The organism is Modicisalibacter sp. 'Wilcox' (genome assembly GCF_010993675.1).
Lineage (GTDB): Bacteria > Pseudomonadota > Gammaproteobacteria > Pseudomonadales > Halomonadaceae > Modicisalibacter > Modicisalibacter tunisiensis.
Window position 1 is genome coordinate 316,385 of sequence record NZ_WNXF01000001.1, and the last position, 25,737, is coordinate 342,121.

At 66.5% G+C, this 25,737-nt stretch carries 16 protein-coding genes; 12 read left to right on the plus strand and 4 right to left on the minus strand.

Annotation, left to right across the window (positions count from 1 at the left end):
• Positions 1-51: 51 nt before the first annotated feature.
• The 4 genes from recC to G7A98_RS01410 all read left to right on the plus strand — a co-directional run bounded on the left by recC (position 52) and on the right by G7A98_RS01410 (position 10,947).
• Positions 52-3,726 (plus strand): exodeoxyribonuclease V subunit gamma, encoded by a 3,675-nt coding sequence (gene recC, locus G7A98_RS01395; RefSeq protein ID WP_163647689.1) that lies wholly within the window; start codon positions 52-54, stop codon positions 3,724-3,726.
• Positions 3,723-7,475, plus strand: a complete 3,753-nt coding sequence (recB, locus tag G7A98_RS01400; protein WP_163647690.1) for an exodeoxyribonuclease V subunit beta — start codon at positions 3,723-3,725, stop codon at positions 7,473-7,475. Before recC ends, recB begins: the two co-directional genes overlap by 4 nt.
• Positions 7,472-9,754 (plus strand): exodeoxyribonuclease V subunit alpha, encoded by a 2,283-nt coding sequence (recD, locus tag G7A98_RS01405; RefSeq protein ID WP_163647691.1) that lies wholly within the window; start codon positions 7,472-7,474, stop codon positions 9,752-9,754. The genes recB and recD overlap by 4 nt, the downstream gene beginning before the upstream one ends.
• A gap of 179 nt (positions 9,755-9,933) precedes the next feature.
• Complete coding sequence (locus G7A98_RS01410) at positions 9,934-10,947, plus strand: TauD/TfdA family dioxygenase (protein WP_163647692.1); 1,014 nt, start codon at positions 9,934-9,936, stop codon at positions 10,945-10,947.
• A gap of 128 nt (positions 10,948-11,075) precedes the next feature.
• Here G7A98_RS01410 and G7A98_RS01415 read toward each other — a convergent pair whose 3' ends face one another.
• Complete coding sequence (locus G7A98_RS01415; protein ID WP_163647693.1) at positions 11,076-11,438, minus strand: STAS/SEC14 domain-containing protein; 363 nt, start codon at positions 11,436-11,438, stop codon at positions 11,076-11,078.
• Between the two features lie 330 nt (positions 11,439-11,768).
• On the opposite strand from G7A98_RS01415, the gene phaC reads away from it, so the two are divergent.
• The gene (phaC, locus tag G7A98_RS01420; protein WP_163647694.1) at positions 11,769-13,625 is read left to right on the plus strand and encodes a class I poly(R)-hydroxyalkanoic acid synthase; all 1,857 of its coding nucleotides are present in this window, start codon (positions 11,769-11,771) and stop codon (positions 13,623-13,625) included.
• A gap of 628 nt (positions 13,626-14,253) precedes the next feature.
• Here the strand turns inward: phaC and G7A98_RS01425 are convergent.
• Entirely contained in the window at positions 14,254-15,474 is a 1,221-nt protein-coding gene (locus G7A98_RS01425; protein WP_163647695.1) for a leucine-rich repeat domain-containing protein, read from the minus strand.
• Between the two features lie 1,412 nt (positions 15,475-16,886).
• Positions 16,887-17,231 carry a DUF427 domain-containing protein gene (locus G7A98_RS01430; protein ID WP_163647696.1) on the minus strand — a complete coding sequence of 115 codons (345 nt, stop codon included), beginning with the start codon at positions 17,229-17,231 and terminating at the stop codon, positions 16,887-16,889.
• Between the two features lie 208 nt (positions 17,232-17,439).
• Here G7A98_RS01430 and G7A98_RS01435 point away from each other — a divergent pair, with 208 nt between their 5' ends.
• Positions 17,440-18,096, plus strand: coding sequence for a 5'-methylthioadenosine/S-adenosylhomocysteine nucleosidase (locus G7A98_RS01435; RefSeq protein WP_163647697.1), 657 nt, complete (start codon positions 17,440-17,442; stop codon positions 18,094-18,096).
• Between the two features lie 15 nt (positions 18,097-18,111).
• Here G7A98_RS01435 and G7A98_RS01440 read toward each other — a convergent pair whose 3' ends face one another.
• Positions 18,112-18,981 (minus strand): LysR substrate-binding domain-containing protein, encoded by an 870-nt coding sequence (locus tag G7A98_RS01440; RefSeq protein ID WP_163647698.1) that lies wholly within the window; start codon positions 18,979-18,981, stop codon positions 18,112-18,114.
• Between the two features lie 92 nt (positions 18,982-19,073).
• On the opposite strand from G7A98_RS01440, the gene G7A98_RS01445 reads away from it, so the two are divergent.
• The 6 genes from G7A98_RS01445 (at position 19,074) to G7A98_RS01470 (ending at position 25,531) form a co-directional block, all read left to right on the plus strand.
• A complete protein-coding gene (locus G7A98_RS01445; protein WP_163647699.1) occupies positions 19,074-20,138 on the plus strand; it encodes a nitronate monooxygenase in 1,065 nt (354 codons plus the stop codon).
• A gap of 194 nt (positions 20,139-20,332) precedes the next feature.
• Positions 20,333-20,944, plus strand: a complete 612-nt coding sequence (locus G7A98_RS01450) for a hypothetical protein (RefSeq protein ID WP_205596186.1) — start codon at positions 20,333-20,335, stop codon at positions 20,942-20,944.
• A 294-nt stretch (positions 20,945-21,238) separates the two neighbouring features.
• Positions 21,239-22,180 carry an ornithine cyclodeaminase gene (locus G7A98_RS01455; RefSeq protein WP_163647700.1) on the plus strand — a complete coding sequence of 314 codons (942 nt, stop codon included), beginning with the start codon at positions 21,239-21,241 and terminating at the stop codon, positions 22,178-22,180.
• 234 nt (positions 22,181-22,414) lie between these two features.
• On the plus strand, positions 22,415-23,656 hold the full coding sequence (locus tag G7A98_RS01460; RefSeq protein ID WP_205596187.1) for a GGDEF domain-containing protein: 1,242 nt from the start codon (positions 22,415-22,417) through the stop codon (positions 23,654-23,656).
• A complete protein-coding gene (locus G7A98_RS01465; protein ID WP_163647701.1) occupies positions 23,653-23,880 on the plus strand; it encodes a DUF3820 family protein in 228 nt (75 codons plus the stop codon). The genes G7A98_RS01460 and G7A98_RS01465 overlap by 4 nt, the downstream gene beginning before the upstream one ends.
• Positions 23,881-24,232: 352 nt before the next feature.
• Positions 24,233-25,531: an MFS transporter gene (locus tag G7A98_RS01470; RefSeq protein WP_163647702.1), complete on the plus strand. Its 1,299-nt coding sequence runs from the start codon at positions 24,233-24,235 to the stop codon at positions 25,529-25,531.
• Positions 25,532-25,737 lie beyond the last annotated feature (206 nt).

The following is a 25,737-nucleotide window of genomic DNA, read 5'->3' on the forward strand; positions in this document are numbered from 1 at the left end:
TCGCTGGGGCACCATACCCCCTGCTCATTTATCCAGTCACGCAGGATCGCCATGCCCGCTCACTCGCCCTCCTCCCTGCAACCCGGTTTCATGGTGATCCACGGCAACCGCCTGGAAGACCTGCGCGGCGTGGCCATCGAGTGGATGAAGCGCCACCCGCTGTCGCCGCTGGAGAACGAGACGATCCTGGTGCAGAGCAACGGCATCAGCCAGTGGATGAAGCTGGCGCTGGCCGCCGACTCCGAGGGCGACGGCCGCGGTGGCAGCGGCATCGCCGCCGCCCTCGACGTGACGCTGCCGGCGCGCTTCCTGTGGCAGGCCTACCGAGCGGTGCTCACCCACGTCGAGGCCGACCCGCGGGCGGTACCGGCGACCTCGCCGTTCGACAAGTCGCGGCTGATCTGGCGGCTGCTGCGCCTGCTGCCGGAGCTGCTGGAAGACCCCGCCTTCGCCCCGCTCGAGCAGTTCCTCGCCGGCGACGGCGACCTGCGCAAGCACCACCAGCTCGCCGAGCGCCTCGCCGACCTGTTCGACCAGTATCAGGTCTATCGCGCCGACTGGCTGGACGCCTGGGGCCGCGGCGAGGACGTGCTGATCACCGCCCGCGGCGAGGCGCGCCCGCTGGACGAATCGCTGCGCTGGCAACCGGCCCTGTGGCGCGCCCTGCGAGATGACGTGGCCCGTCAGGAGCACGCGGGCGGTGACGGCCTCGACACCAGCCGGGCGATGATCCACCGGCGCTTTCTCGACGCCGCCGCCACGCTCGACCCCGAGGCCCGCCCGCCCGGCCTGCCGCGCCGCGTCATCGTCTTCGGCATCTCCTCGCTGCCCCAGCAGGCGCTGGAGGCGCTGGCGGCGATCGCCCGGGTCAGCCAGGTGGTGCTCTGCGTTCACAACCCCTGCGAGCACTACTGGGCGGACATCATCGAACACCGCGACCTGTTGCGCGCCAACCGCTACCGCCAGTCGCGCAAGCCCGGCATGCCCGAGCGCCTCGACGTGCTCGGCGACGGCGACGGCGAGGCCGACCTGCACCTGCACGCTCACCCGCTGCTCGCCGCCTGGGGCAAGCAGGGCCGCGACTACCTGCGCCTGCTCGACGAGCATGACGACGCCCAGGCCTACGCGCCGCTGTTCGCCGCCGAGGCACTGCGCATCGACCTGTTCGAGCCGTGCGTCGATTCGCGCGGCGGGCAGCGCCTGCTCAACCAGCTGCAGGACGACATCCGCGCGCTGCGCCCGCTCGCCGAGACCCGCGAGAGATGGCCGGCGGTGAATGCAGCAGCCGACGACTCGCTGGTCTTCCACGTCGCCCACAGCCCGCAGCGCGAGGTCGAGATCCTTCACGACCAGCTGCTCGCCGCCTTCAGCGCCGACCCCGAGCTGCGCCCGCGCGACGTCATCGTCATGGTGCCGGATATCGATCGCTACGCGCCGCACATCCAGGCCGTCTTCGGTCGCCTCGAGCGCGACGACCCGCGCCACATCCCCTACACCCTCTCCGACCAGGGCAACCGCCACCGCCTGCCGCTGCTGATCGCCCTGGAGACGCTGTTGCGCCTGCCCGAGCTGCGCCTGTCGGTGAGCGACCTGCTCGACCTGCTGGAAGTGCCGGCGCTGCGTGCGCGCTTCGGCATCGACGACGACGGCCTGCCCACCCTGCGCCGCTGGATCGAGGGCGCCGGCATCCGCTGGGGGCTGCATGCCGCCCAGCGCCGCAGCCTCGATTTGCCCGACGGCCTGGAACAGAACACCTGGCGCTTCGGTCTGCGCCGGCTGCTGCTCGGCTACAGCGTGGGCAGCGCCGGCGACGGCCCGTGGCGCGACATCGAGCCGTTCGACGACATCGGCGGCCTGGAAGCCCGGCTCGCCGGGGCGCTGAGCGACCTGCTCGAGGCCCTGGAGCGCCACTGGCGCCTCCTCTCGCGGGACGCCACGGTGGCCACCTGGGGCACGCGGCTGCGCGACCTGCTGGACGCCTTCTTCCTCGCCGAGGACACCCGCGACACCCTGATGATCGCCCAGCTCGACCTGGCGCTGGAGGCCTGGCAGGAGAGCGCCGACGAGGCCGGGCTGACCCGCGAGCTGCCGCTGTCGATCGTCCGCGAGCACTGGCTGGGGCAGATCGACGAGCACGCCCTGTCGCAGCGCTTCCTGGCCGGCGCGGTCAACTTCGCCACGCTGATGCCGATGCGCGCCATCCCCTTCAAGCGGGTCTGCCTGCTGGGCATGAACGACGGCGACTACCCGCGCAGCCACCCGCCGCTCGACTTCGACCTGATGGGCAGCGACTACCGTCCCGGCGACCGCTCGCGTCGCGAGGACGACCGCTACCTGTTCCTCGAGGCGCTGCTCTCGGCGCGCGATGGCCTGCACATCAGCTGGGTGGGGCGCAGCGTGATCGACAACGGCGAGAAGCCACCCTCGGTGCTGGTCGGCCAGCTGCGCGACCATCTCGCCGCCGGCTGGCGTGCCGTCGGCCACGACGCGAGCCCCGGCGACGACGTCTATACCCCGGCCGCTGGCCGCCGCCTGCTCGCCGAACTGACCACCGAACATCCGCTGCAGCCGTTCAGCCGCGCCTACTTCGCGGCCGACGACGAGCAGGCCCTGCGCGACGTGGCCCGGCAACGACTGTTCACCTTCGCCCACGAGTGGCGCGCGGTGCATGGCCAGCCCCGAGCCGCTACGGAGGACGTTAGCGCCGACTCGCTGGGCGACGTCCTGTTGCCGGCGTTCGAGCAGGAATTGCCGCTCACGCTTCACCAACTCGGCGGCTTCCTGCGCGACCCGGTCAGGGCGTTCTTTCACACCCGGCTCAAGGTGTTCCTCGAGCAGCCCGACCTCACCCGGCTCGACCACGAGCCCTTCGCCCTCGACGGCCTGGCCAACTGGCAGCTGCAGGATCAGTTGATCCGCGCCCAGCGCCGCGCGGTGGACGCCGGCGAGTCCCGCGTCGCGGCCCTCGGCGACACCCTCGATCGCCTCACCGGCCAGGGCGTGCTGGCGCTGGGTGCCTTCGGCGAGCGCATGCGCGACGCCCTCGTCGAGCCCATGGAGGCGCTGTTCGAGGCCTATGAAGCGGCCCTCGACACCTGGCCCCATGCCGTCGACGAGCCGGTCGCCGTGCGCCGCGTGCATCACGAACGCGAGCTGATCGGCGTGCCGCTGCTGGAAGACTGGCTGGACGAACTGCGCGAGGACGCCGCCGGCGAGCGCTGCCGGTTGCTGCTCACCAGCAGCAGCCTGATCAAGGGCCGCCAGTACCGCTGGCAGCACCTGATCCGCCCCTGGGTGGCGCACCTGGCCGGGCATCTCGACGGCCGGCCGCTGACCACGCAGATTCTCTCCAAGGCCGGGCATGTCACCCTGGCACCGCTCGATCCCGACACCGCCCGCACGCACCTGCTCGAGCTGATTCGTGCCTGGCAGGCCGGCATGCGCGCGCCGCTGCCGCTCGCCGTGACCACCGGCTTCGCCTGGCTGGGCAAGCAGGGCACGCCGCAGGCCGCGCTCGACAGCGACGCCGCCAGGGCAGCCGCCCGTGCCTACCTCGGCGACGACTTCAACGCCGGCGAGGCCGGCCGCAACCCCTACCTGGCCCACCGCTGGCCCAGCTTCGCCGCGCTGTTCGAGGCCGAGCCCCTGCCCGGAACGCGCTTCACCGAACTCACCGAGCGCCTGCTGGCGCCACTGTACCGCGCCGTGAAGGGAGACGCCCGATGACGACGACCGTGACTGATGGTGCCGCACCGCCCGCCGAGCTCGACCCGCTGGGTTTTCCCCTGCACGGCAGCCGCCTGATCGAGGCCAGCGCCGGCACCGGCAAGACCTTCACCATCGCGCTGCTCTACGTGCGCCTGGTGCTCGGCGCACGCCACGCCGAGGATGCGGCCGCCTTTCACCGCCCGCTGACGCCGCCCGAGATCCTGGTGGTGACCTTCACCAACGCCGCCACCCAGGAGCTTCGCGAGCGCATCCGCGCCCGGCTGGTCGAGGCCGCCGAGGTTTTCCTCCAAAGCGACGACACCGCCGATCCACTGCTGATCACCCTGCGCGACGAATACGACCCGGCGAGCTGGCCGGCCGGCGCGCGGCGCCTGCAACTCGCCGCCGAATGGATGGACGAGGCCGCGGTATCGACCATCCACAGCTGGTGCTACCGCATGCTGCGCGAGCACGCCTTCGACAGCGGCAGCCTGTTCTCGCTCGACCTGGAGCCCGACCAGACCGAGCTGGAGCTCGAGGTGGTGCGCGACTACTGGCGCAGCTTCTACTATCCGCTGCCCGGCGCGGCGCTGGACGTCGTCGACCGCCACTGGGAGAAGCCCGAGGACCTGCACGACGACCTGCGCGCCCTGCTGCCGCTGACCGAGGCGCTGCCCCAGGGCATCGCCCCGCCCGCCGAGACCATCGCCCGCACCGAGACCGCGATCCGCGAACGCCTCGCCGAGCTCAAGGCCCCGTGGCCGACCTGGGCTGACGAGCTCGCCGCGCTGTTCGACGAGGGCCAGAAGCGCAAGGCCTTCAACGCCCAGAAGCTCAACACGCGCAACCGCGGCAACTGGCTGGCCGCGCTCAGGGAGTGGAGCCAGTCCGACGCCCGCCGGCCGGGGCTCAGCGACGCCGCCTGGCAACGCCTGACGCCCGAGGGCATCGCCGAGATCTGGAAGGATGCCCCGCCCGCGCATCCGGCCTTCGACGCCATCGCAGCGCTGCCGTCGGAACTCGCCGCCCTGCCCGAGCCGCGCGCCGACCTGCTGACCCACGCCGCGCACTGGTGCCGCGAGCGGCTGGAACGCGAGCAGCAGCGCCGCGCCGAGATGGGCCCCAACGAGCTGATGACGCACCTCGACCGCGCCCTGCGCGGCGCCAACTGCGAGGCGCTGGGCGCACAGATCCGCCGCCAGTTCCCGGTCGCGCTGGTCGACGAGTTCCAGGACACCGACCCGGTGCAGTACCGCATCTTCGACTGCGTCTACCGCATCGCCGAGAACCGCCCCGAGACCGGCGTGTTCCTGATCGGCGACCCCAAGCAGGCGATCTACGCCTTCCGCGGCGCCGACATCCACACCTACCTGCAGGCGCGCCGCGACACCGCCGGGCGCCACGTCACCCTGGGCACCAACTACCGCTCCAGCGCGCCGATGGTCGCGGCGGTCAACCGCTGCTTCGACGTCGCCGAGCAGCATCCGCCGGGCGCCTTCCTGTTCCGCAGCCGAAACGAAGACCCGGTGCCCTTCCAGCCCGTGAAGGCGAAAGGCAGAAAGGAGCGACTGGTGGTCGACGGCGAACCGCAGCCGGCGCTGACCCTCTGGCAGCTCGACGCCGACGAGCCGCTGGCCAGGACCACCTACCGCCTCGGCATGGCCGAGCGCTGTGCCTCGCGAATGGCCGCGCTGCTCGAGCAGGGACAGCGCGGCCGCGCCGGGTTCAGGGAAGGGGGCGACGGCGGCGACCTTCGGCCGTTGCGGCCGGGGGATATGGCGGTACTGGTCAACGGGCTGAGCGAGGCGCGGGCGATCCGCCGCGCGCTGGCCCGCCGCGGCATCAAGAGCGTCTACCTCTCGGACCGCGACCAGGTGTTCGCCGCCGCCGTCGCCGGCGAGCTGGAAAGCTGGCTGCGCGCCTGCGCCGACCCGGACGACGACGCCGCGCTGCGCGCCGCCCTGGCCACACCGTCGCTGGGCCTCGGCCTCGCCGAGCTGGATGCCCTCAACGAGGACGAGCTGGCCTGGGAAGATCGCGTCGTGCAGTTCCGCGACTACCACCGCCAGTGGCGGGACCAGGGCGTGCTGGCGCTGCTGCGCCGGCTGATGAACGACTTCGACGTGCCCGCCCGGCTGCTCGACGCCGCCCACGGCCATGAGGGGGAACGCGCCCTCACCGACCTCCTGCACCTCGGTGAAGTCCTTCAGCACGCCAGCCAGGAACTCGACGGCGAGCACGCGCTGATCCGCTTCCTCGCCGAGTCGCGTGCGGACCCGAACGCCGGTGGCGCCGACACCCACCGCCTGCGCCTGGAGAGCGACGCCGATCTGGTGCAGGTGATCACCATCCACAAGTCCAAGGGCCTGGAATACCCGCTGGTGTTCCTGCCCTTCATCTGCAGCCACCGCCCGCTCAAGCCCGACGACACGCCGCTGCGCTGGCACGATGACCGCGGCCGACTGCGCATCGCCCTGGAAGGCGACGAGGCCACCCTGGCCGCCGCCGATCGCGAGCGCCTGGGCGAGGACCTGCGCAAGCTCTACGTCGCCCTGACCCGCGCCCGCCACGCCACCTGGGCGGGCCTGGCCCCCCTCAAGGGGCTGGAAGCCAGCGCCATCGGCCACCTGCTCACCGGCGGCACCGAGCTGGCTCCCGAGGCGTTCGGCAAGGCGCTGGCCACCCTGCGCGGCGACTGCGAGGCGATCGCGCTGGAGCCGGCCCCGGCCGTCGAGGAACGCGCCATCGCCCTCGACGATGCCGCCGGTACGCCCGGCGAGGCGAGGATTCCCGCGCGGGCGGCCCGCGAGCACTGGTGGATCGCCAGCTACTCGGCGCTGACCTTCTCGACGCACGCCGACGCCCGCCCCGAAATGGCCGCCTCCGCCCCGAACGGCGACGCGATCGCCGCCCCGCAGGCGCCACTGCCGGAGCCGGCCACCCCGCTCGAGGCCACCGCCATCGAGGTGATCGAGGAGCCCCGCGACAGCGCCACCACCACGGAAACCGCCCCCAGCCTGCACCGCTTCCCGCGCGGCCCCGGCCCCGGGACGTTTCTGCACGGCCTGCTGGAATGGGCCGGCCAGCAGGGCTTCGGCTGGGTGCTCGCCAACCCCGCCGCGCTCGAGGACACCCTGGCGCGGCGCTGCAACGTGCGCGGCTGGACGGCGTGGGTTCCCACCCTCCACGAATGGCTGACCCGGCTGCTGGCCACGCCGTTGCCGCTGCCCGACGGCGACACGCTGCGCCTCGATGCGCTCAACGTCTATCAGGTCGAGCTGGAGTTCTGGTTCGCCGCCCACCGCGTCGACACTCGTGCCCTCGACGACGCCGTGCGCCGCCACACCCTGGGCAGGCTGACGCGCCCGCGCGCCGACCGCGACATGCTCAACGGCATGCTCAAGGGCTTCATCGACCTGGTGTTCGAACGCGACGGGCGCTATTACGTCGCCGACTGGAAGTCCAACCACCTGGGCCCGGACGATGCCGCCTACACCCCCGAGGCGCTGGCCGTGGCGATCGCCGGCAAGCGCTACGACCTGCAGTACGCGCTCTACCTGCTGGCGCTGCATCGCCTGCTCACCTCGCGCCTGCCGGACTACGACTACGACCGCCACATCGGCGGCTCGCTGACCGTGTTCCTGCGCGGCGCCAACGCCCCCGGCCGCGGCGTGCACGCCGAGCGCCCGCCGCGCGAACTGATCGAGGCGCTCGACGCGCTGTTCCAGGGCGACGCCCGCCCCGCCGCCACGGAGGCCACGGCATGAAGGACCTGTTCTCGGATCTCGACCCGACCGGCGATGCCGCCAGCGACGCTGAGGAACAGGCTCAGGCGGGCCCGGCGGTGGCCCCCGCCACCGCCATGGACGCCGACGCCGTGCTCGCCCTCACCGACGGCTGGGTGGCACGCGGCTGGCTGCGCGCCCTCGACCGCGCGCTGGCGCGCTTCCTCCACCGCGAGGCGCCGGACGCCCCGCCACTGCTGCTGCTCGGCGTGGCACTGACCAGCCACCAGCTGGGCCGCGGCCACGTCTGCCTCGATCTCGGCCTGACGCTGAATGCCCCGGACCTGGCACTCTCGCTGCCACCGGAGGGTGATGACCTCAGCGATCCGCCGCCGCTGCCCAGCCAGGTGCTCGCCGGACTCGACCTCGCGACCTGGCGGACCGCCCTCGACCACCCCGCGCTGGTCGCCGACGCCGCCAGCGGCGCCTCCGGCACCACGCCGCTGGTGATCGAACATCGCGACGGCCGCACCCGGCTCTATCTGCGCCGCTACTGGCAGTACGAGCGCGACATCCGCCGGGCGCTGGATGCCCGCCTGCACATGAGCGCCGACGCGACCGACAACACCGATCCCGCCGGCCTGCGACAGGCGCTGGATGCCCTGTTCGGCCCCGGCGAGGGCGCCGCGCCCGACTGGCAGAAGCTCGCCTGTGCGCTGGCGGTGCGCTCGCCCTTCGCGGTGATTACCGGCGGCCCCGGCACCGGCAAGACCACCACCGTGGTCAAGCTGCTGGCGTTGCTTCAGGCGCTGCAACTCGGCGATAGCGACACGGATCAACCCCGCGCGCTGCGCATCCGCCTCGCCGCCCCCACCGGCAAGGCCGCCGCACGCCTCAACGAATCGATCGCCAGGCAGGTCGCCGGCCTCTCGCTGGTCGAACTCTGCCAGCTCGGCGGCGGCATCGACCTGACCACGCTGCGCGAGTCGATCCCCACGGAAGTCACCACGCTGCACCGCCTGCTCGGCTCGCGACCCGACACCCGTCACTTCCGCCACCACGCCGACAATCCGCTGCCGCTCGACGTGCTGGTGGTCGACGAGGCCTCGATGGTCGACATCGAGATGATGGCCGCGCTGCTCGCCGCCCTGCCACGCCGCGCCCGGCTGGTGCTGCTCGGCGACAAGGACCAGCTCGCCTCGGTGGAGGCCGGGGCGGTGCTCGGCGACCTGTGCCAGCGTGCCGAGGGCGGCCACTACACGCCGGCCACCGCCGAGTGGCTGAACGCCGTCACCGGCGCCGCCGTGCCCGGCAGCTTCCTCGACGACGAGGGCCATGCGCTCGATCAGGCGATCGCCATGCTGCGGGTCAGCCACCGCTTCGACGCCCACAGCGGCATCGGCCAGCTCGCCCAGGCGGTGAACACCCCGCTGGGCACCGACCACCAGCCCCATGACAAGCGCCGCCGGGTGCAGGCGCTGTTCGATCCCGGAGAGCCGCCCAACTATCCCGACATCGCCCGGCTGCGCCTCCGCGATGAGCACGACAACGCCCTCGAGCGGCTGGCGATCGACGGCCACCCCGGCGGCTTCGCCAACGACGGACAGGGCCGCCGCGACCGCCGGGGCGAGCCGCTGCCGCCGCCCACCGGCTATCGCCACTACCTCGAGGCACTCGCCGACCGGCGCCCGCCCGAGTCCGCCACGCTGGAAGCTGACAAGGAAGCCTTCGACGCCTGGGCACGCGCCGTGCTCGACGCCCACGGCCGCTTCCAGTTGCTGTGCGCGCTGCGCCGCGGCCCCTGGGGTGTGGCCGGACTCAACGAGCGCATCGCCCTCGCCCTGCGCCGTGCCGGGCTGATCGAGGCCGGCGACGCCGAACTCCAGCACGGCTGGTACATCGGCCGCCCGGTGCTGGTCACCCGCAACGACTACCGGCTGGGGCTGATGAACGGCGACATCGGCATCACCCTCGCCCTGCCCAACGCCCGCCGCCCCGGCGCGCGCTGGCTGCCCCGCGTGGCCTTCCCCGCCAACGACGGCAGCGGGCGCATCAAGTGGGTGCTGCCCAGCCGCCTGCAGGCGGTGGAGACCGTCTACGCCATGACCGTGCACAAGTCCCAGGGCTCGGAATTCACCCACACCGCCCTGGTGCTGCCTGACGCGCCCAACCCGATTCTGACTCGAGAGCTGGTCTACACGGGCATAACACGCGCCAGGGACTGGTTCACGCTAGTGGAAAGCGGTCGCGGAATACTGGACGAGGCGATATTGCGGGAGGTGACCCGGGTGAGTGGGCTGGGGAAGGTGTCGAAAGGCTGACGCGGCCGAGCGACGGAACGCGCTGCGGGCCTGCAACGGGCGCAGCAGCCCCCACTGGCCCGCGTTTGGAAAACCGCAGCGCCTCTGTCAGCATGCCCGGCACATACAGCCTGTGCGCGGATGACAGCGGCGCCCTTCTCCTTGCTGGCATCGCGCTCAAACACAGGAGGCCCGCATCGATGTCTCGCCAATCCGTCCTCCCGCCCCTCGACCCGTCACGCGTCGCCACCATCGAGGCCTTCGGCGGCACCATCACGCCGCTGGACCCATTGGGCGCGCAGGTGCAGGGCATCGACCTGTCCTCCGAACAGGCGCCACCGCCCGAGGTGCTCGACGCCCTGGAGCGCGAGATGGCCAACCGCGGGTTCCTGGTCTTCAAGAACGACGCGCCGCTCTCGGCCGACGACTTTCTCCGTGCCAGCTGCTGGTGGGGTGGCAAGGAACTGCACAGCACCCATGGCGTGCATCCGGCCACGCCCGAGGGCAACCCGCATATCTTCCGCCTCTCGAACGACCGCCGTCACGGTATCCCGGACGTCGGGCCGCAGTGGCACAACGACGGCAGCTTCAACACCGACACCTTCTCGCACTCGGGCTACCACATCGTCCGGCCCGCCGAGAACGGCGGCGGCACCTACTTCGCCCATCAGGCCGCCGCGCACGATGCCCTCCCGGAGGATCGCCAGGCCTACTGGAGCCGCCTTGCCTCGGTGAACTCCAGTTCCGGCGCCGTGCATCCCGTGGTGCACGAGCACCCCATCTCCGGCCGCCGGTGCATCTGGCTGCACCTGGGCATGACGGGCGCGATAATCGAGAAGCTGCCCGACGCGGAGGCCTTCCGCCTGTTGAACGCCGACGAACTCACGCGGCTCTGCCATGAGTACAACGACATCCTGAATGCCGGGCTGGAGAACGGCTACGCCGCCGCCTACGAGTACCGGGAAAACGACTGCGTGTTCATCGACAACCTCGCCGTGGCGCATCGTGCCGCCCCCGAGGCCCATCTGCCCGCCGAGCAGCAGGGCCTGCGCATCTTGCACCGCAGCACCATGCGCGGTGTTCAGGACCTGGCCCCCGGCTTCGGGCTGCCGCTCCATGTCGATATCCACGGCCCCAATCCCCAGGGCCAGGGGGTCTGGCAAGGCGGCGGCATCGGCTTTCGGTGGGACGACCACATTCCCATGCAGAATTGATCACCGCTCGAATGGCCTGAAACCTGCTTACAGCGGGCGGCATGACAGAGCCTGACGCGGGCAGTGGTCTACCCCGGCATCCCCCACGCCCGCCATCCGAGCAGCGGCAGTCACCCGGTGCTTTGCGGCTACTGCACGATCCACTCACGGGCCTGCGCTGCCTCGTCCGTCGAGAATATGCGCATTTCACCGGGCATCAGGAAGCTGAAAAGCCGAATGGTGTGCCGGATCCACTCGACATCGGTGACGACGGCGAACTTTTCCCAACGCGCGAGATGACCCAGACCCACCTTGGTGTCTTCCCAGATGGCGCCGGGATCGATGCCGGCGAAATCAGGGGCGGTTTCATAGTAGAGGCGCACCTTGTAATGGTTCTGGAGTGCCCTCTCGACAGCAGGCGTCAGGACCGACTCGTAATCCTGCTTCGTGACCTGCCCATGGCAAACGAACGCCAGTACGCTATCGGGAAAGTCGGCCAATGTTTCAATCATGGCAGTGCTCCTCCTGTCCCCATGCGGATTGCCGCGGCGTGGTTATCCCGTTCAGCGGGGTGCCGGACGGTGAATCCCGCAAAACCCTGTGCGAGCGCCCAACGTCAGCCAAGCCGGAACCTGGCCGTCGTGAGTCGCCGGATTCGGGTTAGTGCTCTCAATATAGCGTCCAGCCGGCCGGCCGCCGCCACGCCAGGCAGTTGCGTCTCGGCCGGTCCCGACGATACTGAAACCGTGGGTTGCCGCAGAGGGGGCAGCACAGCGGCCCTGCTTGCGGCACGCGGCGGACGATGCCGCCATCGACCCGTGTTCACCAAGGGGGACCAGGCCATGAGTGACCGGAAACCGTCGTCAGCGACACCTGGCGATCCGGCGACACCACCCCGGGAGGCGCCATCCGACGCGTTGGCACACCGCTATGCCGAGGCCCTCGCGCGATTGTCCGACGGGTCGTCCCGGGCCTGGCAGGGCTGGTTCGAGCGCCAGGCGCGCGGGGACTTCTTCTCCCTGCCCGACCCGGCGGTCGCGGCCAGGGCGCTGACCCGCCTGAGCCAGCAGTTCATGCTTCATCCGCAACGTGCCCTGGAGCTCCAGCAGCAGCTGTGGCAGGGCTATACGACACTCTGGCAGAACACCGCCCGGCGCCTGTCTGGCGAGGCGCCCTCCCCGGTCGCCGCGCCCGACCCGCGGGACCGGCGCTTCAAGGGCAAGGGCTGGGAGGAGAACCTGTTCTTCGACGCGCTCCGCCAGGCCTATCAGCTGACCGCCGAGCAATGGTTGAAGGGCGTGCATGAGGTCACCGAGGAACTGGACCACGACGAGCAGGTGAGGGTCGAGTTCTATGCCCAGCAGCTGATGGATGCCCTCGCTCCCGGCAATTATGCCCTCACCAACCCGGAGGTGATCGAGGCCACGGTGCGCACCGGCGGCGCCAACCTGCTGCAGGGCCTGGCCAACCTGATGGAGGACCTGGCCCGGGGCGAGGGCCTGTTGCGCATCACACAGAGCGATTCGGCCGAGCTGGAACTGGGCAGGAACCTCGCGGTGACCCCGGGCGAGGTCATCTTCCAGAACGAGCTGATGCAGCTCATCCAGTACGCCCCTACCACCGAGACGGTCGATCGTCGGCCGCTGCTGATCGTGCCGCCCTGGATCAACAAGTTCTACATCCTGGACCTGACCCCGCAGCGCTCCTTCATCCGCTGGGCCGTGGCGCAGGGCATCACCGTCTTCGTGATTTCCTGGGTCAACCCGGACGAACGCTATGCCGAGGTGGCCTTCGACGACTACCTGACCCGGGGCACCCTCAAGGCCATGGACGTGGTGGCGGAGGTCACCGGCGAGGAGACGCTCAACACCATCGGCTACTGCATCGGTGGCACCCTGCTGGCCTGCACCCTGGCGCATCAGGCCGCTCGAGGGGACGAGCGGGTACACAGTGCCACCTTCTTCACCACCCTGCTCGACTTCAGCGAGGTGGGGCCGCTGGAGGTGTTCATCGACGAGGAGCAGATCCGCCACATCGAGCAGCACATGGCCCAGCGCGGCTATCTGGAGGGCACGCACCTGGCCAATGCCTTCAACCTGCTGCAGTCCGCCGACCTGATCTGGGGGTTCGTGATCAACAACTACCTGCTTGGTCGCACCCCACAGGCCTTCGACCTGCTCTACTGGAACTCCGACTCCACCCGCATGCCGCGGCGCATGCAGAGCTTCTACCTGCGCAACATGTACCTGGAGAACCGCCTCGCCGAGCCCGGGGGGATCTCCCTGGCGGGGCAGGCCATCGACCTGAGCCGGGTGCGCATCCCGACGTTCTTCGTGGCGACCGAGAAGGATCACATCGCCCCCTGGCAGTCCAGTTACCGCGGCGCGCACCTGCTGGGCAAGCAACCCCGCTTCCTGCTCGGCGGGTCAGGGCATATCGCCGGGGTCATCAACCCGGCCGGCTCCTCCAAGTACGGCTACTGGAGCTATGGCCGCCTGCCGAAAGATCCCGAGCGCTGGCTGGCCTCGGCCACCCACCACCCCGGCTCCTGGTGGCCGGAATGGCGCCACTGGCTCCAGCGCCACGCCGGCGGCCAGGTGGCGGCCCGTGAGCCCGGCAGCCGCCGCTACCCGCCCCTCGAGGAGGCGCCGGGCTCCTATGTCCGGGTGCGGGTCGACGACGCCAGCATGGGTGAGTGAGGGCCCAGTGGCATGCGCTGCTACGGAATGGAGGCGAAGCCGCAATGTATCAGACGTCGCTGTGACTGCGATTTTTAACCCCCCGAAACATCGTCAAAACAGTTCTACTCAATACCAAAATGCTCTCGACATTGACTCTCTTGATAGGAGTTAAACTCTCTGATCACCCATCCTTTACTGGCAACGCCCTCTTGTATCGGAACTTGGCAGGCAATTCTAGCCACCTTCTTTTACACATTATTTAACTCATTACTAAGAATTAAATCTTCAAGCGGCCTTCCGAATTGACGGAGAGTCGGTGGTCTCTGAGATCTCGACCATCAAATCACACAAGTTTTCGTGACTCATCTCTGCACGAGCCATATTTGCAAACGCCAGCACATTAAATGTTAGCAGCGCTGCTGACACCTTCATCCCAACCCTTTCAATATTCGCCACCATGATCACCTTTGCTTCGCATCGGATTTTTCATAATTAATGATTTAGACGCTCGAACTCAGGTGCGTTTGAATCGACGCCCGCTTTTGCGACAGCAAAAGTGGGTGGCGGGCCAAACGTCATCTGCAGCGATTTGTTGGGCGGCAACGGCATTTCACTCGCCACAAATCTCGACTTTCATACAACGCATTCACCAATAATGCTCCACTTCCGCCCCACTTTTCTTCAGTTCATCTGCCCAGCGCTGCTGCTCAGCAGTTAGTTTGAAGTCATCATGTGCGGGAAGATACAACCTCTTAATTTTTCTCAGTTGCACAATCTCGCTGGGAAGTACTTTCAAATTTTCACACCCTGATACATCAAGCCCCTCAAGCTCACTAAGCTGTCCGATTTCTGGCGGCAATGATTCTAGGTCACTCCACCATGCCGTAAGGATGCGTAATTTCTTCAACTGACCAATAGCTGCAGGCAATGTTTTCAACGCAGTTCCGCCAAGCTTCAATTCTTCCAAATTGACCAACTGACCGAGCTTATCGCCGAGGTGTTCGATTTCGTTACGCTGCAGATGAAGCGATCTGAGGCCGCGCAGTTCGTACAGGCATTCCGGAAGCGCAGAAATATGCCTGCCGCCTTGAGCATCACCTAAAACCAGGCACTCGACGGAATCGATAGTTGCTGGACTAAAGTTGCCTTTAACAACCCTGAACATATCCTCTGCCGTCATATCTTCTGGCTCAACCGTCAAAGCGCGGTTGAGCCAATCACATAGGCTTTTTTTCCATGCATTTTCTGATTTCGCTCGATCAAAAATTCTACAGGAACCGTTTGAGCCGGCACCATCTCTATAGGTCGTCGATTTTCTTTTGATCTCTAGAACGGCGGCCGCAATATCTGTTTCGCGTTTACGCTCCAGTTCGAGAATTCGTTCCTTTTCTCTCTTCATCGCTGGAACGGTTTCTTCGAGAATTTTTCGAAGTAGTATCAGTGGCGACAAAGCCACCATGAGCACGTATCCCACAACGCGCCAGATGGGATGATCGCCAATCGGATCGTTGCGATATTCGATGCCAATTCTTTCGGCAGCCTTGATCGAATTTTTCACCTGCTCCTTTGTACACTCTGGGTCCAAATCAAAGATGTCTTCTGCATACAACTCTGATTGTCCGTTCTTGTACAGGGGGCCATTGTGAAATTTCCCGTACTTTCCGAAGACCCTCTTATTGTGGAATAGGCCATGCAGCCTCTGCTCATCGTGTAGTGCGCTGTCTGACCAAGCCCAAAGAAGAACGCGATCTACGAGTCCGCCATCATTCTTCTCGCCGTAGTTCAGGCGTTCTTCGAGTGAATCTTGGCTGGTGTAACCAAGTTTATAGAATTTCCCCCACTTTGTTTTCATGCGTGCGTAGTACATGTATCCAGCGGGATTTCGCATGGCATTAGCACTCTCAAAGTCACTACAACTACGCCGCATCATGTTTTCCTCGAAATATCATCTTTTTATCAGTTAACAAAAGCGCAAAAACACTGCTCATCACTTGCTGCCCAACAGCTGTATTATTTAGCATGCTCGATATTTCACTTGAACGTGCACGCACGTTCAACAATGTTATGCTCCGCGACCGACCACACTTTATTTCATTGAAAACCCAATAAATCAAGTATAGATCGCCTAGTATAACGCCAATCATTGTGCATGCTGCATATCCCCAACAAACGCTTTCGCCCTTTTTCTGGCATGTCGGCTTTAGGTCGCCAGCGGCCGAAAGCAACTTATCATTATATACTAATAATACTCGGGCGAACAGAAGCGGACTCTAAGATGACCTTGATAAAACGATGGCAGCACCGGCCCCGCCTACTCTTCTCCTTGGCTGCTAGAAGAGGATAACTCCTATAGTTCATTTGATCATCTGGGACCCGACAATTTAGGCTTTCCACTTCATGCGCCAGCAGCATTTACACCATCCGAGGGCCTTGATTTTTTGTCTTTTCCTTCCGGGACAAACCGAGCACGGCCGTACTTTTTACGCGGGACTCAATTGAGCTCCACCCTAGGTAATAGTTTCCCCCATTAGAAAACGACTTAATAGACAAAAGGCCGCTAGATTTAATATTTTCAATTGGCACTGACTCATAATTTGCGGACAGAATAATGACCGAATTTTTAGGTGAAGGCCTTTGCCTCCAGAAACGACTATTTGGGAGGAATGACATTGCCACCCCCTGTAATGGAGCGCCAATTCTTATATAATTATCTAAAACCCCCTCAATTTTTTTTGAACTAGGAGTTACCTCATCTGTAACTGCATCAGCGGAGTACTCAGATAGAGGATTCCTGCTGTTTATTTCAGTAACAATCACAGCAACTCCACTACTTCGGAAAACAAGGCATGGAAGTTGCTTTATATAGAACACAGTTCCTCTTGTCCTGAGCTTCTCTGCATGTTCCTTCGCTGACGCCAAAGTGGTATGCATGCAACCAGGATAATAATGAGACACCCATGTACTGTGCCAAGCATTCCTTCCTGTGCACACATAATAAATCATTCCTTTTGAAATACTCTTCACTGCTTTTGAATCAAGGCTTCGGGGAGAGATAAGCTCTAGCTGCATATACATACCTATGAGTTATTGGAACACCCGACTTTTGACTGGATGGACGTGTCACCTCGTCTCTCCACATTAATTTCCTCACATCGCTCATTTCCAAACTTATTGAAAACCCTGAATTCTAGGCATCAAGCATATTACTTGTTCCGAATAAATATTAGGCGAGCGCACCTTCTGCCTTTTCCGCTATCCGCTTTGGGTCGATAGCGAACGTCACTCCACAAGCTCCGTCACCTTGCGGGCATCAAATGCCAGCCGCCCAGCAATCGCCTGCATCTCATCGACCGGCCGTTCATAGCTCCAGGCTACATCGGCGATATCAGGCAGCGAGTAATAGGTGGTATCACCCTTGAACGGACAGTGGGTAACGGTAGAGGAAATCGAGAATTTCGATATATTCACATCCGCACGCGGCAGATAGTGTCTCGGTGGATAACCACGCTCGCGCAGTTCGATGGCCTTGCAGGTATCGGCAATCAGAATGTCGCCGTCGAAAATGCGAACCCGGCGGGTATGCGGATGCAGGGTAATGCGCGTTTCGGCGGTGTGATCGGCCATCGTCAGTCCCTTGCTGGTCGGCTGGTTCCTCAGCCTAGAATTAGGGATACATAATGTCACCGCCTGGAGACAATTTCACTTCGGCTTTTGATCTAGGTCGATCTTTCAAGAATGATCCGCTCGGCATCAGCCAAGCCATCCCACGCTTGGCGCCAACGCCCCGGCCCGCCATGATGGTGGCGCTCATAAGCTGCGGGAGACTCTCGGGATGAACCAGACACCACGCGTACTGGCACCACTGACGGAACTCGGCGGCCGCTCCGTGCTGTTCGTAATGGCGGCGGACGCCGAATACGGCCCGCATCTGCGGGAGCGTTTCACGCCCTTGATGATCGGCGTGGGGCCGGTCGAGGCGGCGGTGGAACTCACTGCCGCGCTGACGGAGCTTTCAGCGCGCGGGCAACGGCCGGACCTGGTGGTATCGCTGGGCTCGGCGGGCAGCCGGGATCTCGAGCAGACCGAGGTCTATCAGGCGACCTCGGTGGCCTACCGCGACATGGACGCCTCGCCGCTGGGCTTCGAGAAAGGCATCACACCCTTCCTCGACCTGCCGGCCACCCTGCCCCTGCCGCTGCGCATTCCCGGGATTCGCGAGGCCACGCTCTCGACCGGCGCCGATATCGTCTCGGGCGCGGCCTATGGCGCCATCACCGCCGACATGGTGGACATGGAGAGCTACGCCTGCCTGCGCGCCTGCACCCGCTTCGGGGTGCCGCTGGCGGTGCTGCGCGGCATCTCCGACGGCAAGGCGGAGCTCAATCACGTCGACGACTGGACGGCCTATCTGCACATCATCGACGAGAAGTTGGCCGCCGCCGTGGATCGGCTGGGTGAGGCGATCGGCAAGGGCTTGTTGCCGCGCTGAAGCCTCCGGCGCGCGTCATGCGTCCTCCAGGAACTGACCCGCGAACGTCTGGAACGTGGGCGTCTCGTAGCCAGAGCGCCACAGCAGGCGCGTGCTGACGGTGCCCATCTCCAGCGTGGCCAGATCGTCCGGCACGCGGCACAGTTCCAGCACGCTGCGCGGCAGCAGGGTGACGCAGGAACCCGCAGCAACGGCCGCCACCATGGCATGGTAGGAGCCGAGCTCCTGGATGTGCCATTCGCTTCCGGCGACGATGCCGAGCCGCTGCTCCGCCATGGCGCGGTAGGTGCAGCCCGGCTTGAAGGCCGCCAGGGTGCGGGTGCCAAGCTCCGCCGGCGCGGTGGCCTTGGCGTCGACGGGCGGCAGCAGCAGCAACAGCGATTCCTCCCAGACCGGCGCGCTCTGCAGCCCCATCTCGGCCAGGGCTGGCTCGTTCTCGAGCTCGGCGGGCAGGGCCACGAAGGCGCAGTCCAGCCGCCCGTCGCGCACCTGTTCCACCAGCGGCCCCGTGGGGCCGGTGCTGACCTCGAGCCGGGTCGCCGGATGGGCGCGGTTGAAGGCCGCCAGCGGCGCCGGCAGCCGGCTGGCCGCCGTGCTCTCCATACTGCCGATGCGCAGGCTGCCGCCATCGCCGCCGCCCACGGCCTGCCGGGCCTCGTCCTCCAGCGCCAGCAGGCGCTGCGCGTAGGCCAAGAAGCGCTGCCCCGCCGTCGAAAGCGTGATGCGCTTGCCGAGGCGAATGAACAGTTCCGCGTCCAGCTCCGCCTCCAGCTGCTGGATGCGCGTCGTGACGTTGGAAGGCGCACGCCCGAGCCGCGCGGCGGCGCGGGTCACGCTCAGCTCGGCGGCGACGGCCTCGAAGATTCTCAGGGTTTCCAGATCCACACCATTCGCCTTTTGAAATTCATTGATCTATTTTATTCTCAAATTGAGAATAAATGAAAGCCATCGTTCCCGCACTCGTGGAGGCCGTTCCCATGACTTCGTCGAATCCTCTGACCGACCGGCTGGGCATCCAGCCAATCATCCAGGCGCCCATGGCCGGCGTGGCCACGCCGGAGTTGGCGGCGGCCGTGTCGAATGCCGGCGGCCTGGGCTCCCTGGGTATCGGCGCCAGCGGCGTCGATAAGGCTCGGGCGATGATCGAGCGCACCCGAGCGCTCACGCCCCGCCCGTTCAACGTCAACGTCTTCTGCCATGCCCCGGCAGTGCGCGACGCGGCCCGGGAATCGGCCTGGCTTTCACACCTCGCGCCGCTGTTTCGGGAAAGTGGCAGCGAGCCGCCGGCCGCGCTCGACGAGATCTACCGCAGCTTCGTGGAGGACGAGGCGACCTTCGAGATGCTGCTCGAGACGCACCCCGCCGTGGTCAGCTTTCACTTCGGATTGCCGCCCGAGGCGTGGATACGCGCGCTGCGGGAGGCCGGCATCTACACGCTGGCGACGGCGACCAGCCTGCAGGAGGCGCGAGAGATTCAGGCGCGGGGCGTCGACGCGATCGTGGCCCAGGGCGATGAGGCGGGCGGGCACCGCGGCTGCTTCGATCCCGAGGCGGACGACGAACGGCTGAGCACGTCCGTGCTCGTTCGCCGGCTGGTCAGGGAGATGGCGCTGCCGATCGTGGCGGCCGGCGGCATCATGGATGGCCAGGGCATTCGGGCGGCCCTGGCGCTGGGCGCCTGCGCCGCCCAGTTGGGGACGGCCTTCATCCTGTGCCCGGAATCAGCGGCCAACGACGGCTATCGCGCGACCCTCAAAAGCGAACGTGCCGGGGTGACCCGCATGACCACGGCGCTGTCGGGACGCCCGGCGCGCGGCATCCTCAATCGCCTGATCCGCCATGCCGATTCGGCGAGCGGGCCAACGCCCCCCGCCTACCCGGTGGCGTACGACGCCGCCAAGCGGCTCAACGCGGCGGCGGCCGGCCTCGGCCATCATGACTTCGCGGCGCACTGGGCCGGCCAGGGCGCGCCACTGGTACGCGAACTCCCCGCCGGCGAGCTGGTGAGCCGGCTGCTCCAGGAGTGGCAAGACGGCGCCTGACGCCACCGGCGCTCGCCTGTCCGCTTCCGCTTCGCGTTTCGCGGCACCGCCGAAGGCCCCGGTTCTCCTATACTGATTGGGTTGGTCGACGCGGGCCGGGCCCTCTCACCCTGGGCCGCAAGGGAGCTCGGCGAATAACGCTGGCGGGCGTCTGCCCGATGCGGCCGGCCCGGCAACGCCGGGAGGAGAATCCCATGCGTGCAGTCATGTGGGGTGGTGTGATCCTGGCGGGTCTGACGACGGCCCCACTGGTAGCGGCGAGCCCGCCCCCGGGCCAGAACGCGGAGGCGACGGCGCTGATCGAGTCGGTGCGCGCCGCCACGCGGCGCTTCGAGGATGTCAACGCGGCCCTGGCGGCGGGCTACGTGCCGGACCCTTCCGGTGAATGCGTAACGGCCGAGGCTCATGGCGCTCCCGCCGAGCTGGGGGCCATGGGCATCCACTACCTGCGTCCCGACCTGCTGGGCATCACGGTCACCGCCCCGCGGGTCGACGGCACCGGCACCCATACCGACTTCATGAACCCCGCCATCCTGCTCTACGAACCCCAGGAAGACGGCTCCCTGGTGCTGGTCGGGGTCGAGAATCTGGTGTTCCGCAAGGCCTGGGAAAGCGCGGGACACAGCGCGCCGCCGGTCCTGGCCGGGCGCAACTGGGAGTACATGGTCGATGATCCGGCTACCCCCACCGAGGAGGCTCATCACTTCGAGGCCCACTACGATCAGCACCTGTGGTTTCGCAACAACCCCAACGGCAATCTCGAGCCGTTCAACCCGACGGTGACCTGCCGCCACCACAAGGCGTGACACTCCGCGGCCGGGCCCTGAAGCCCGGCCGCTTCCGCGCGCAATACCCCCTTCCCGGCGAGTCGAGCCCTCATCGTCAGCGGCAACGCGCATCACTCTCTCATCAGTCTTTCCCCTGGCCTGGCATCGCCGTTCCGGCGGCGAGGGGTGGCCGGCCCGTCCTCCCACGACCACCACGGAGCGATGGGGAGGGCGACGGTCGCCAGCGTTGGACTCCCGGTGATAATGGATGAAGCGCTTAGCGTGTATGGTGGGCAGTTAACGCCATTCTGACGCGCTACAAAGAGGCACCACATGAGCCTGAACGTCATCGATTACGAAGCGGCCATCGACCATCTGTCATGGGACGAGGCCATCGAGGCGCTGCGTTCCGGCCACGAGATGGCCAGGGCCGAGGTCGGCGACCTGGTCCTCGGCCCGCCGGCGGGCGCCCTGCTCGACCGCGCCGCCTATATCGCCGGCACGGGCTACGGGGTGAAGGCGGTGACCGTCTTCAACGACAACCCGGCTCACGGCCTCGCCACGGTCCAGGGGGCGATGCTGGTCTTCGAGCCCCAGCACGGCTGCCTGGCCGCGGTGATCGACAGCCGGCTGGTGACCGAGTTCAAGACTGCCGGGGACTCCGTGCTGGGCGCCCGGCTTCTGGCCCGGCCGGACAGCCGGCAGCTGCTCATCGTCGGCGCAGGCACCCTGGCGCGCAGCCTGGTCCGGGCCTATGCCGCCGGCTTCCCGGCGCTGGAGCGCATCGCCGTCTGGGCCCGCAAGCCGGAACAGGCGCAGCGACTGGCGGAAGAGATGCAGGGCATGACGGTCGAGGTCGCGGCGGTCGACGACCTGCCCCGGGCCGCGGCGCAGGCCGACATCGTCTCGACCGCGACCATGGCCCGCACGCCGGTCCTCGAGGGGGCCTGGCTGCGGCCGGGCACCCATGTCGACCTCATCGGGGCCTACAAGGCGGACATGCGCGAGGCCGATGATGAGCTGCTCACCCGGGGCTCGCTCTTCGTCGACAGCCGCGAGACCACGATCGGGCATATCGGGGAACTGATGATCCCGATCGCCGAGGGGGTGATTACCGCCGACGACGTGCAGGGCGATCTCTACGACCTGGTCAAGGGCAGCGTCGGCCGCCGGGCCGACTCGGAGATCACCGTCTACAAGAATGGCGGCGGCGCGCATCTGGACACCATTATCGCCAGCTACATCGCCCGGACCATGGCCGATCGAGTCCAGTAGGCGGATATTGCGACCCGAGGCCGACTAGCGCGTTGGTCTATAGGGGCATTACAGGCATCAGGGACTGGTTTACCTTGGTGAAGGGCTTGGGGGGGAGCGGTCGCGGGATACTGGCTGAGGCCGGCAGGGGCACACGACTGACACCCCATTACGGGAAAGAAGCAGCACGCGACCGGGATATTTCGGCCCGTTACCCGGCGGCCTTGACGATGCCGGACCAGAGCGAGACACAACATGGCGCAGAGTGTGCAGGATGGGGGACAATGGCCGTTGTCGCCACCCGTGAAAGAATACCCGTTGCACTGGTTGACCGGTCAGTTCCACGACCCCGGCAAGGAAGCGATGTATCGCCGGGATAGCGAGCCCAGAATTCGCGCGGAATCCTGCCTGACGCTGAGCGTGGCCGCCCTGATCTTCGGCATGTTTGCCATTTCCGATTATTACTATATCGGCTTGAGCACGGAGCTTTATCTGCTGCTCGGCATGCGGGCCCTGGTGGTGATCGCGTGCCTGGCCCTGGCCTTCGTGATCGGACAGCGAGGCGGCTATTCCCGCCAGACATGGCTGCACGCCCTGCCGCTGTGGATACTGGCCACGGGGATCATCCTGATCATTCCCTTGCGCCCCGACAGCCTCTCCACCCAGGTCACTTCCTTGGTGGTGGCCATCATGGCCTTCTACCTGCTGATCCCCAACCTGCTTCCCGTGGTGGCGATCGCCAGCCTCTACCTGAGCGTGGGCTTCCTCGTCGCGGCGGTGATGGCGGCCGATATTTCCGCCGTGGTGGCACTGCGCCTGCTGCTGTTGCTGGTCATGGCCAACGCCGTGGGTTTCTTCGCCCTGCTTCGCCTGGAAAAGCTGCAACGCAAGCAGTTCGCGCTGCTGCAGGAAGAGCGTATCCAGAACCACCAGCTGAGCGAGGAAATCGCTCACCGAAAGTCGCTGGAAAAACAGCTGCGCATGGTCGCCGAGCGGGATGCGCTGACGGGGCTGGCCAGCCGGATTCACTTCATGCAGCGAGCGCAGGAGCTGCTGCTGCAAGCGCAGCATGACAACACCCCCTTCAGCCTTTTCATGATCGACGTGGACCATTTCAAGGCCATCAACGACACCTGGGGGCACAGTCAGGGAGACCGTGTACTGACCGCGATCGCAAAAACCTGCATGCAATCCCTCAGAGCCGGGGATGTGATCGGGCGTTTCGGGGGCGAGGAGTTCATCGTGGCCCTGCCGAACACGCCGCTGGAAGAGGCGCGAAGAGTGGCGGAACGCCTGAAGAAAGCCGTCGCCGAGCTCCCGGTGACGGAGGCAATGACCGAACACCGCCTGACCGTCACCATCGGGATCGCCGGAGAGCTCGACGCGGCCAGCGACCTGCCCGCTCTGATCAGGCAGGCGGACCAGGCCCTGTACGCCGGCAAGCACGGCGGAAGGAACCGGGTCGAGACGAGTCCGGCGGAGAGCCGCCTGCCATGAAGCCCGAGGATCTCGAGAAACTGGTCACCCGCCGCATGCCCTTCGGCAAGTACGAGGGGCGGCTGATCGCCGACCTGCCCGGCCCCTACCTCAACTGGTTTGCCCGGGAAGGCTTCCCGCGCGGCGAGATCGGCCAGTTGCTTGAGCTGATGCACGAGATCGACCACAACGGCCTGAGCGGCCTGCTCGAGCCGCTGCGGCGGCGGGCTCGGCCGAGAAAATGAAGCCGAAAACGTAACGCCCTGCGCCCATATCGACAGCCGGCTTGAAGGGGGCCGAGGTAACTCCTAGGCTTCATCGAGTCCAGTCTACGGCGTGCAGGAACATCGCCATGGACCCACATCGACGGCACCTCGCGGTGCGGCCCCGGGCCCATTATCCCGCTGGATCGACAGCCCGCTCCAGCAATGCCCCGGCAGGCCAGCGTCGACACCCCCGTACCCTGTCAGGCGAGGACCGCATGGCGATTACCACGGACATGGAGTGTGCCCGTCCACGGGCAGTCATCACATCACGGGCACCCCGCCCGGACGCGGGACGGGCCGGCATCATCGCCGCCTGCCGGGTGGAGGCGCCATGAGAGCTCCCACGCTGTCGAGTACCCAGTTCGCGATCTTCGGTGCCATGCTGATCGCCATCAGCTACGGCCTCGCACGCTTCGCCTTCGGCCTGTTCGTGCCCCAGATGCGCACCGCGCTGGATCTCTCCCCCTACGTCATCGGCATCATCGGCGCCCTGCCGCTCATCAGCTTCCTGCTGGCCACGGCGGTCGCCCCCCTCGCCACCGATTATCTGGGGGCCCGCAACGCGGCAGTGCTGTCCGGTGCGTTCGGGGTCGGCGGCCTGGGGCTGATCAGCCAGGCGCCCAACGCCCTGCTGCTGGGCGCCGGGGTATTCGCGTGCGGGATCTGCACCGGCCTGATGATGCCGGCCCTCACGGCGGCCATGCAGGCCATGGTGAAGCGCTCGATGCACGGCCGCGTCAGCTCGGTGATGAACGCGGGGACCAGCATCGGCGTGATCGTTGCCGTGCCCACGGTGCTGTTCATGGTCGGCGCCTGGCGCATCGCCTATCTCTCCTTCGCCGTCTGCGCCGCCATCGGCGTGATGGGTGCCTGGCTGTTCCTGCCCTCGGTCTCGCGGATCGTGCCCGCCAATGCCGCCCCACCGGCCCCGTTCAAGGAACTGCCCTGGTCGCGTCTGTGCCGGCTGTCCCTGTTTGCCTTCGTGATGGGCTTCGTTTCCTCCGCGTACTGGATCTTCGCGCCCGACCTGGCGGTCAACCTCGGCAACCTGGCGCCCGGCGACACCGGTTGGCTCTGGCTGGCGGTGGGCATCGCCGGCCTGGGCGGCGCCGTGGTCGCCGACCTGGCCGATCGCAACAACCCGCCCATCACCCATGCCCTGATGCTGATGATGCTGGCGGCGAGCCTGTCCCTGCTTGCGGCCAGCCCGAGTCAGCCGCTGCTGGCGGCGTTCTCCGCGCTGGTCTTCGGCCTGGCCTACATGAGTCTGACGGGACTCTATCTGATGACCGGCATTCGCCTGTTGCCGGGTCGGCTGTCGGCCGGGCCGGTGCTGCCCTTCATGGCGGTCTCACTCGGGCAGGCCACCGGCTCGCCGGCCGTCGGCGGGCTGGTGAATATCTTCGGTTACGCCGATGCCTTTTCCATGTTCGCCGCGCTCGGCATCCTGGTGGCCATCCTCTCGCCCTTCTACCCGGGCCACATCGAACAGCAAGACGAAGAGGAGCCCGAGGAGGCCACCGGCCTTCAGGCCGCCTACGACAACCAGCTGCAGAACGACGAGGGCGAGCCGCTGGAAGAACCGGCAGAGGATGAGGCGGAAAAGCCGGCCGCCAGTTCAGGCTCATGAGGCAAGCGCTCGACTCCCCGGCCTCATCGTCCAGGGGTGGCAGCTGGAGGCCGGAGGAACGTTGAAAACGGCCTTCCCGCCACATGCCATAACCGTCCCGGCCACGATGGCTTCCCGCAGGGCGAAATCGACCGACGGGTCGCACGCTTCCTTGCAACCAACCAGAACGGCCCGAGCGATCTGCTCGGGCCGTTCTGGCATGGAAA

Bases quoted from the DNA above. Each gene is read 5' to 3' on its own strand.
- recC (WP_163647689.1), top strand. From the start codon at position 52: ATGCCCGCTCACTCGCCCTCCTCCCTGCAACCCGGTTTCATGGTGATC.
- recB (WP_163647690.1), top strand. From the start codon at position 3,723: ATGACGACGACCGTGACTGATGGTGCCGCACCGCCCGCCGAGCTCGAC.
- recD (WP_163647691.1), top strand. From the start codon at position 7,472: ATGAAGGACCTGTTCTCGGATCTCGACCCGACCGGCGATGCCGCCAGC.
- G7A98_RS01410 (WP_163647692.1), top strand. From the start codon at position 9,934: ATGTCTCGCCAATCCGTCCTCCCGCCCCTCGACCCGTCACGCGTCGCC.
- G7A98_RS01415 (WP_163647693.1), bottom strand. From the start codon at position 11,438: ATGATTGAAACATTGGCCGACTTTCCCGATAGCGTACTGGCGTTCGTT.
- phaC (WP_163647694.1), top strand. From the start codon at position 11,769: ATGAGTGACCGGAAACCGTCGTCAGCGACACCTGGCGATCCGGCGACA.
- G7A98_RS01425 (WP_163647695.1), bottom strand. From the start codon at position 15,474: ATGTACTACGCACGCATGAAAACAAAGTGGGGGAAATTCTATAAACTT.
- G7A98_RS01430 (WP_163647696.1), bottom strand. From the start codon at position 17,231: ATGGCCGATCACACCGCCGAAACGCGCATTACCCTGCATCCGCATACC.
- G7A98_RS01435 (WP_163647697.1), top strand. From the start codon at position 17,440: ATGAACCAGACACCACGCGTACTGGCACCACTGACGGAACTCGGCGGC.
- G7A98_RS01445 (WP_163647699.1), top strand. From the start codon at position 19,074: ATGACTTCGTCGAATCCTCTGACCGACCGGCTGGGCATCCAGCCAATC.
- G7A98_RS01450 (WP_205596186.1), top strand. From the start codon at position 20,333: ATGCGTGCAGTCATGTGGGGTGGTGTGATCCTGGCGGGTCTGACGACG.
- G7A98_RS01455 (WP_163647700.1), top strand. From the start codon at position 21,239: ATGAGCCTGAACGTCATCGATTACGAAGCGGCCATCGACCATCTGTCA.
- G7A98_RS01460 (WP_205596187.1), top strand. From the start codon at position 22,415: ATGGCGCAGAGTGTGCAGGATGGGGGACAATGGCCGTTGTCGCCACCC.
- G7A98_RS01465 (WP_163647701.1), top strand. From the start codon at position 23,653: ATGAAGCCCGAGGATCTCGAGAAACTGGTCACCCGCCGCATGCCCTTC.
- G7A98_RS01470 (WP_163647702.1), top strand. From the start codon at position 24,233: ATGAGAGCTCCCACGCTGTCGAGTACCCAGTTCGCGATCTTCGGTGCC.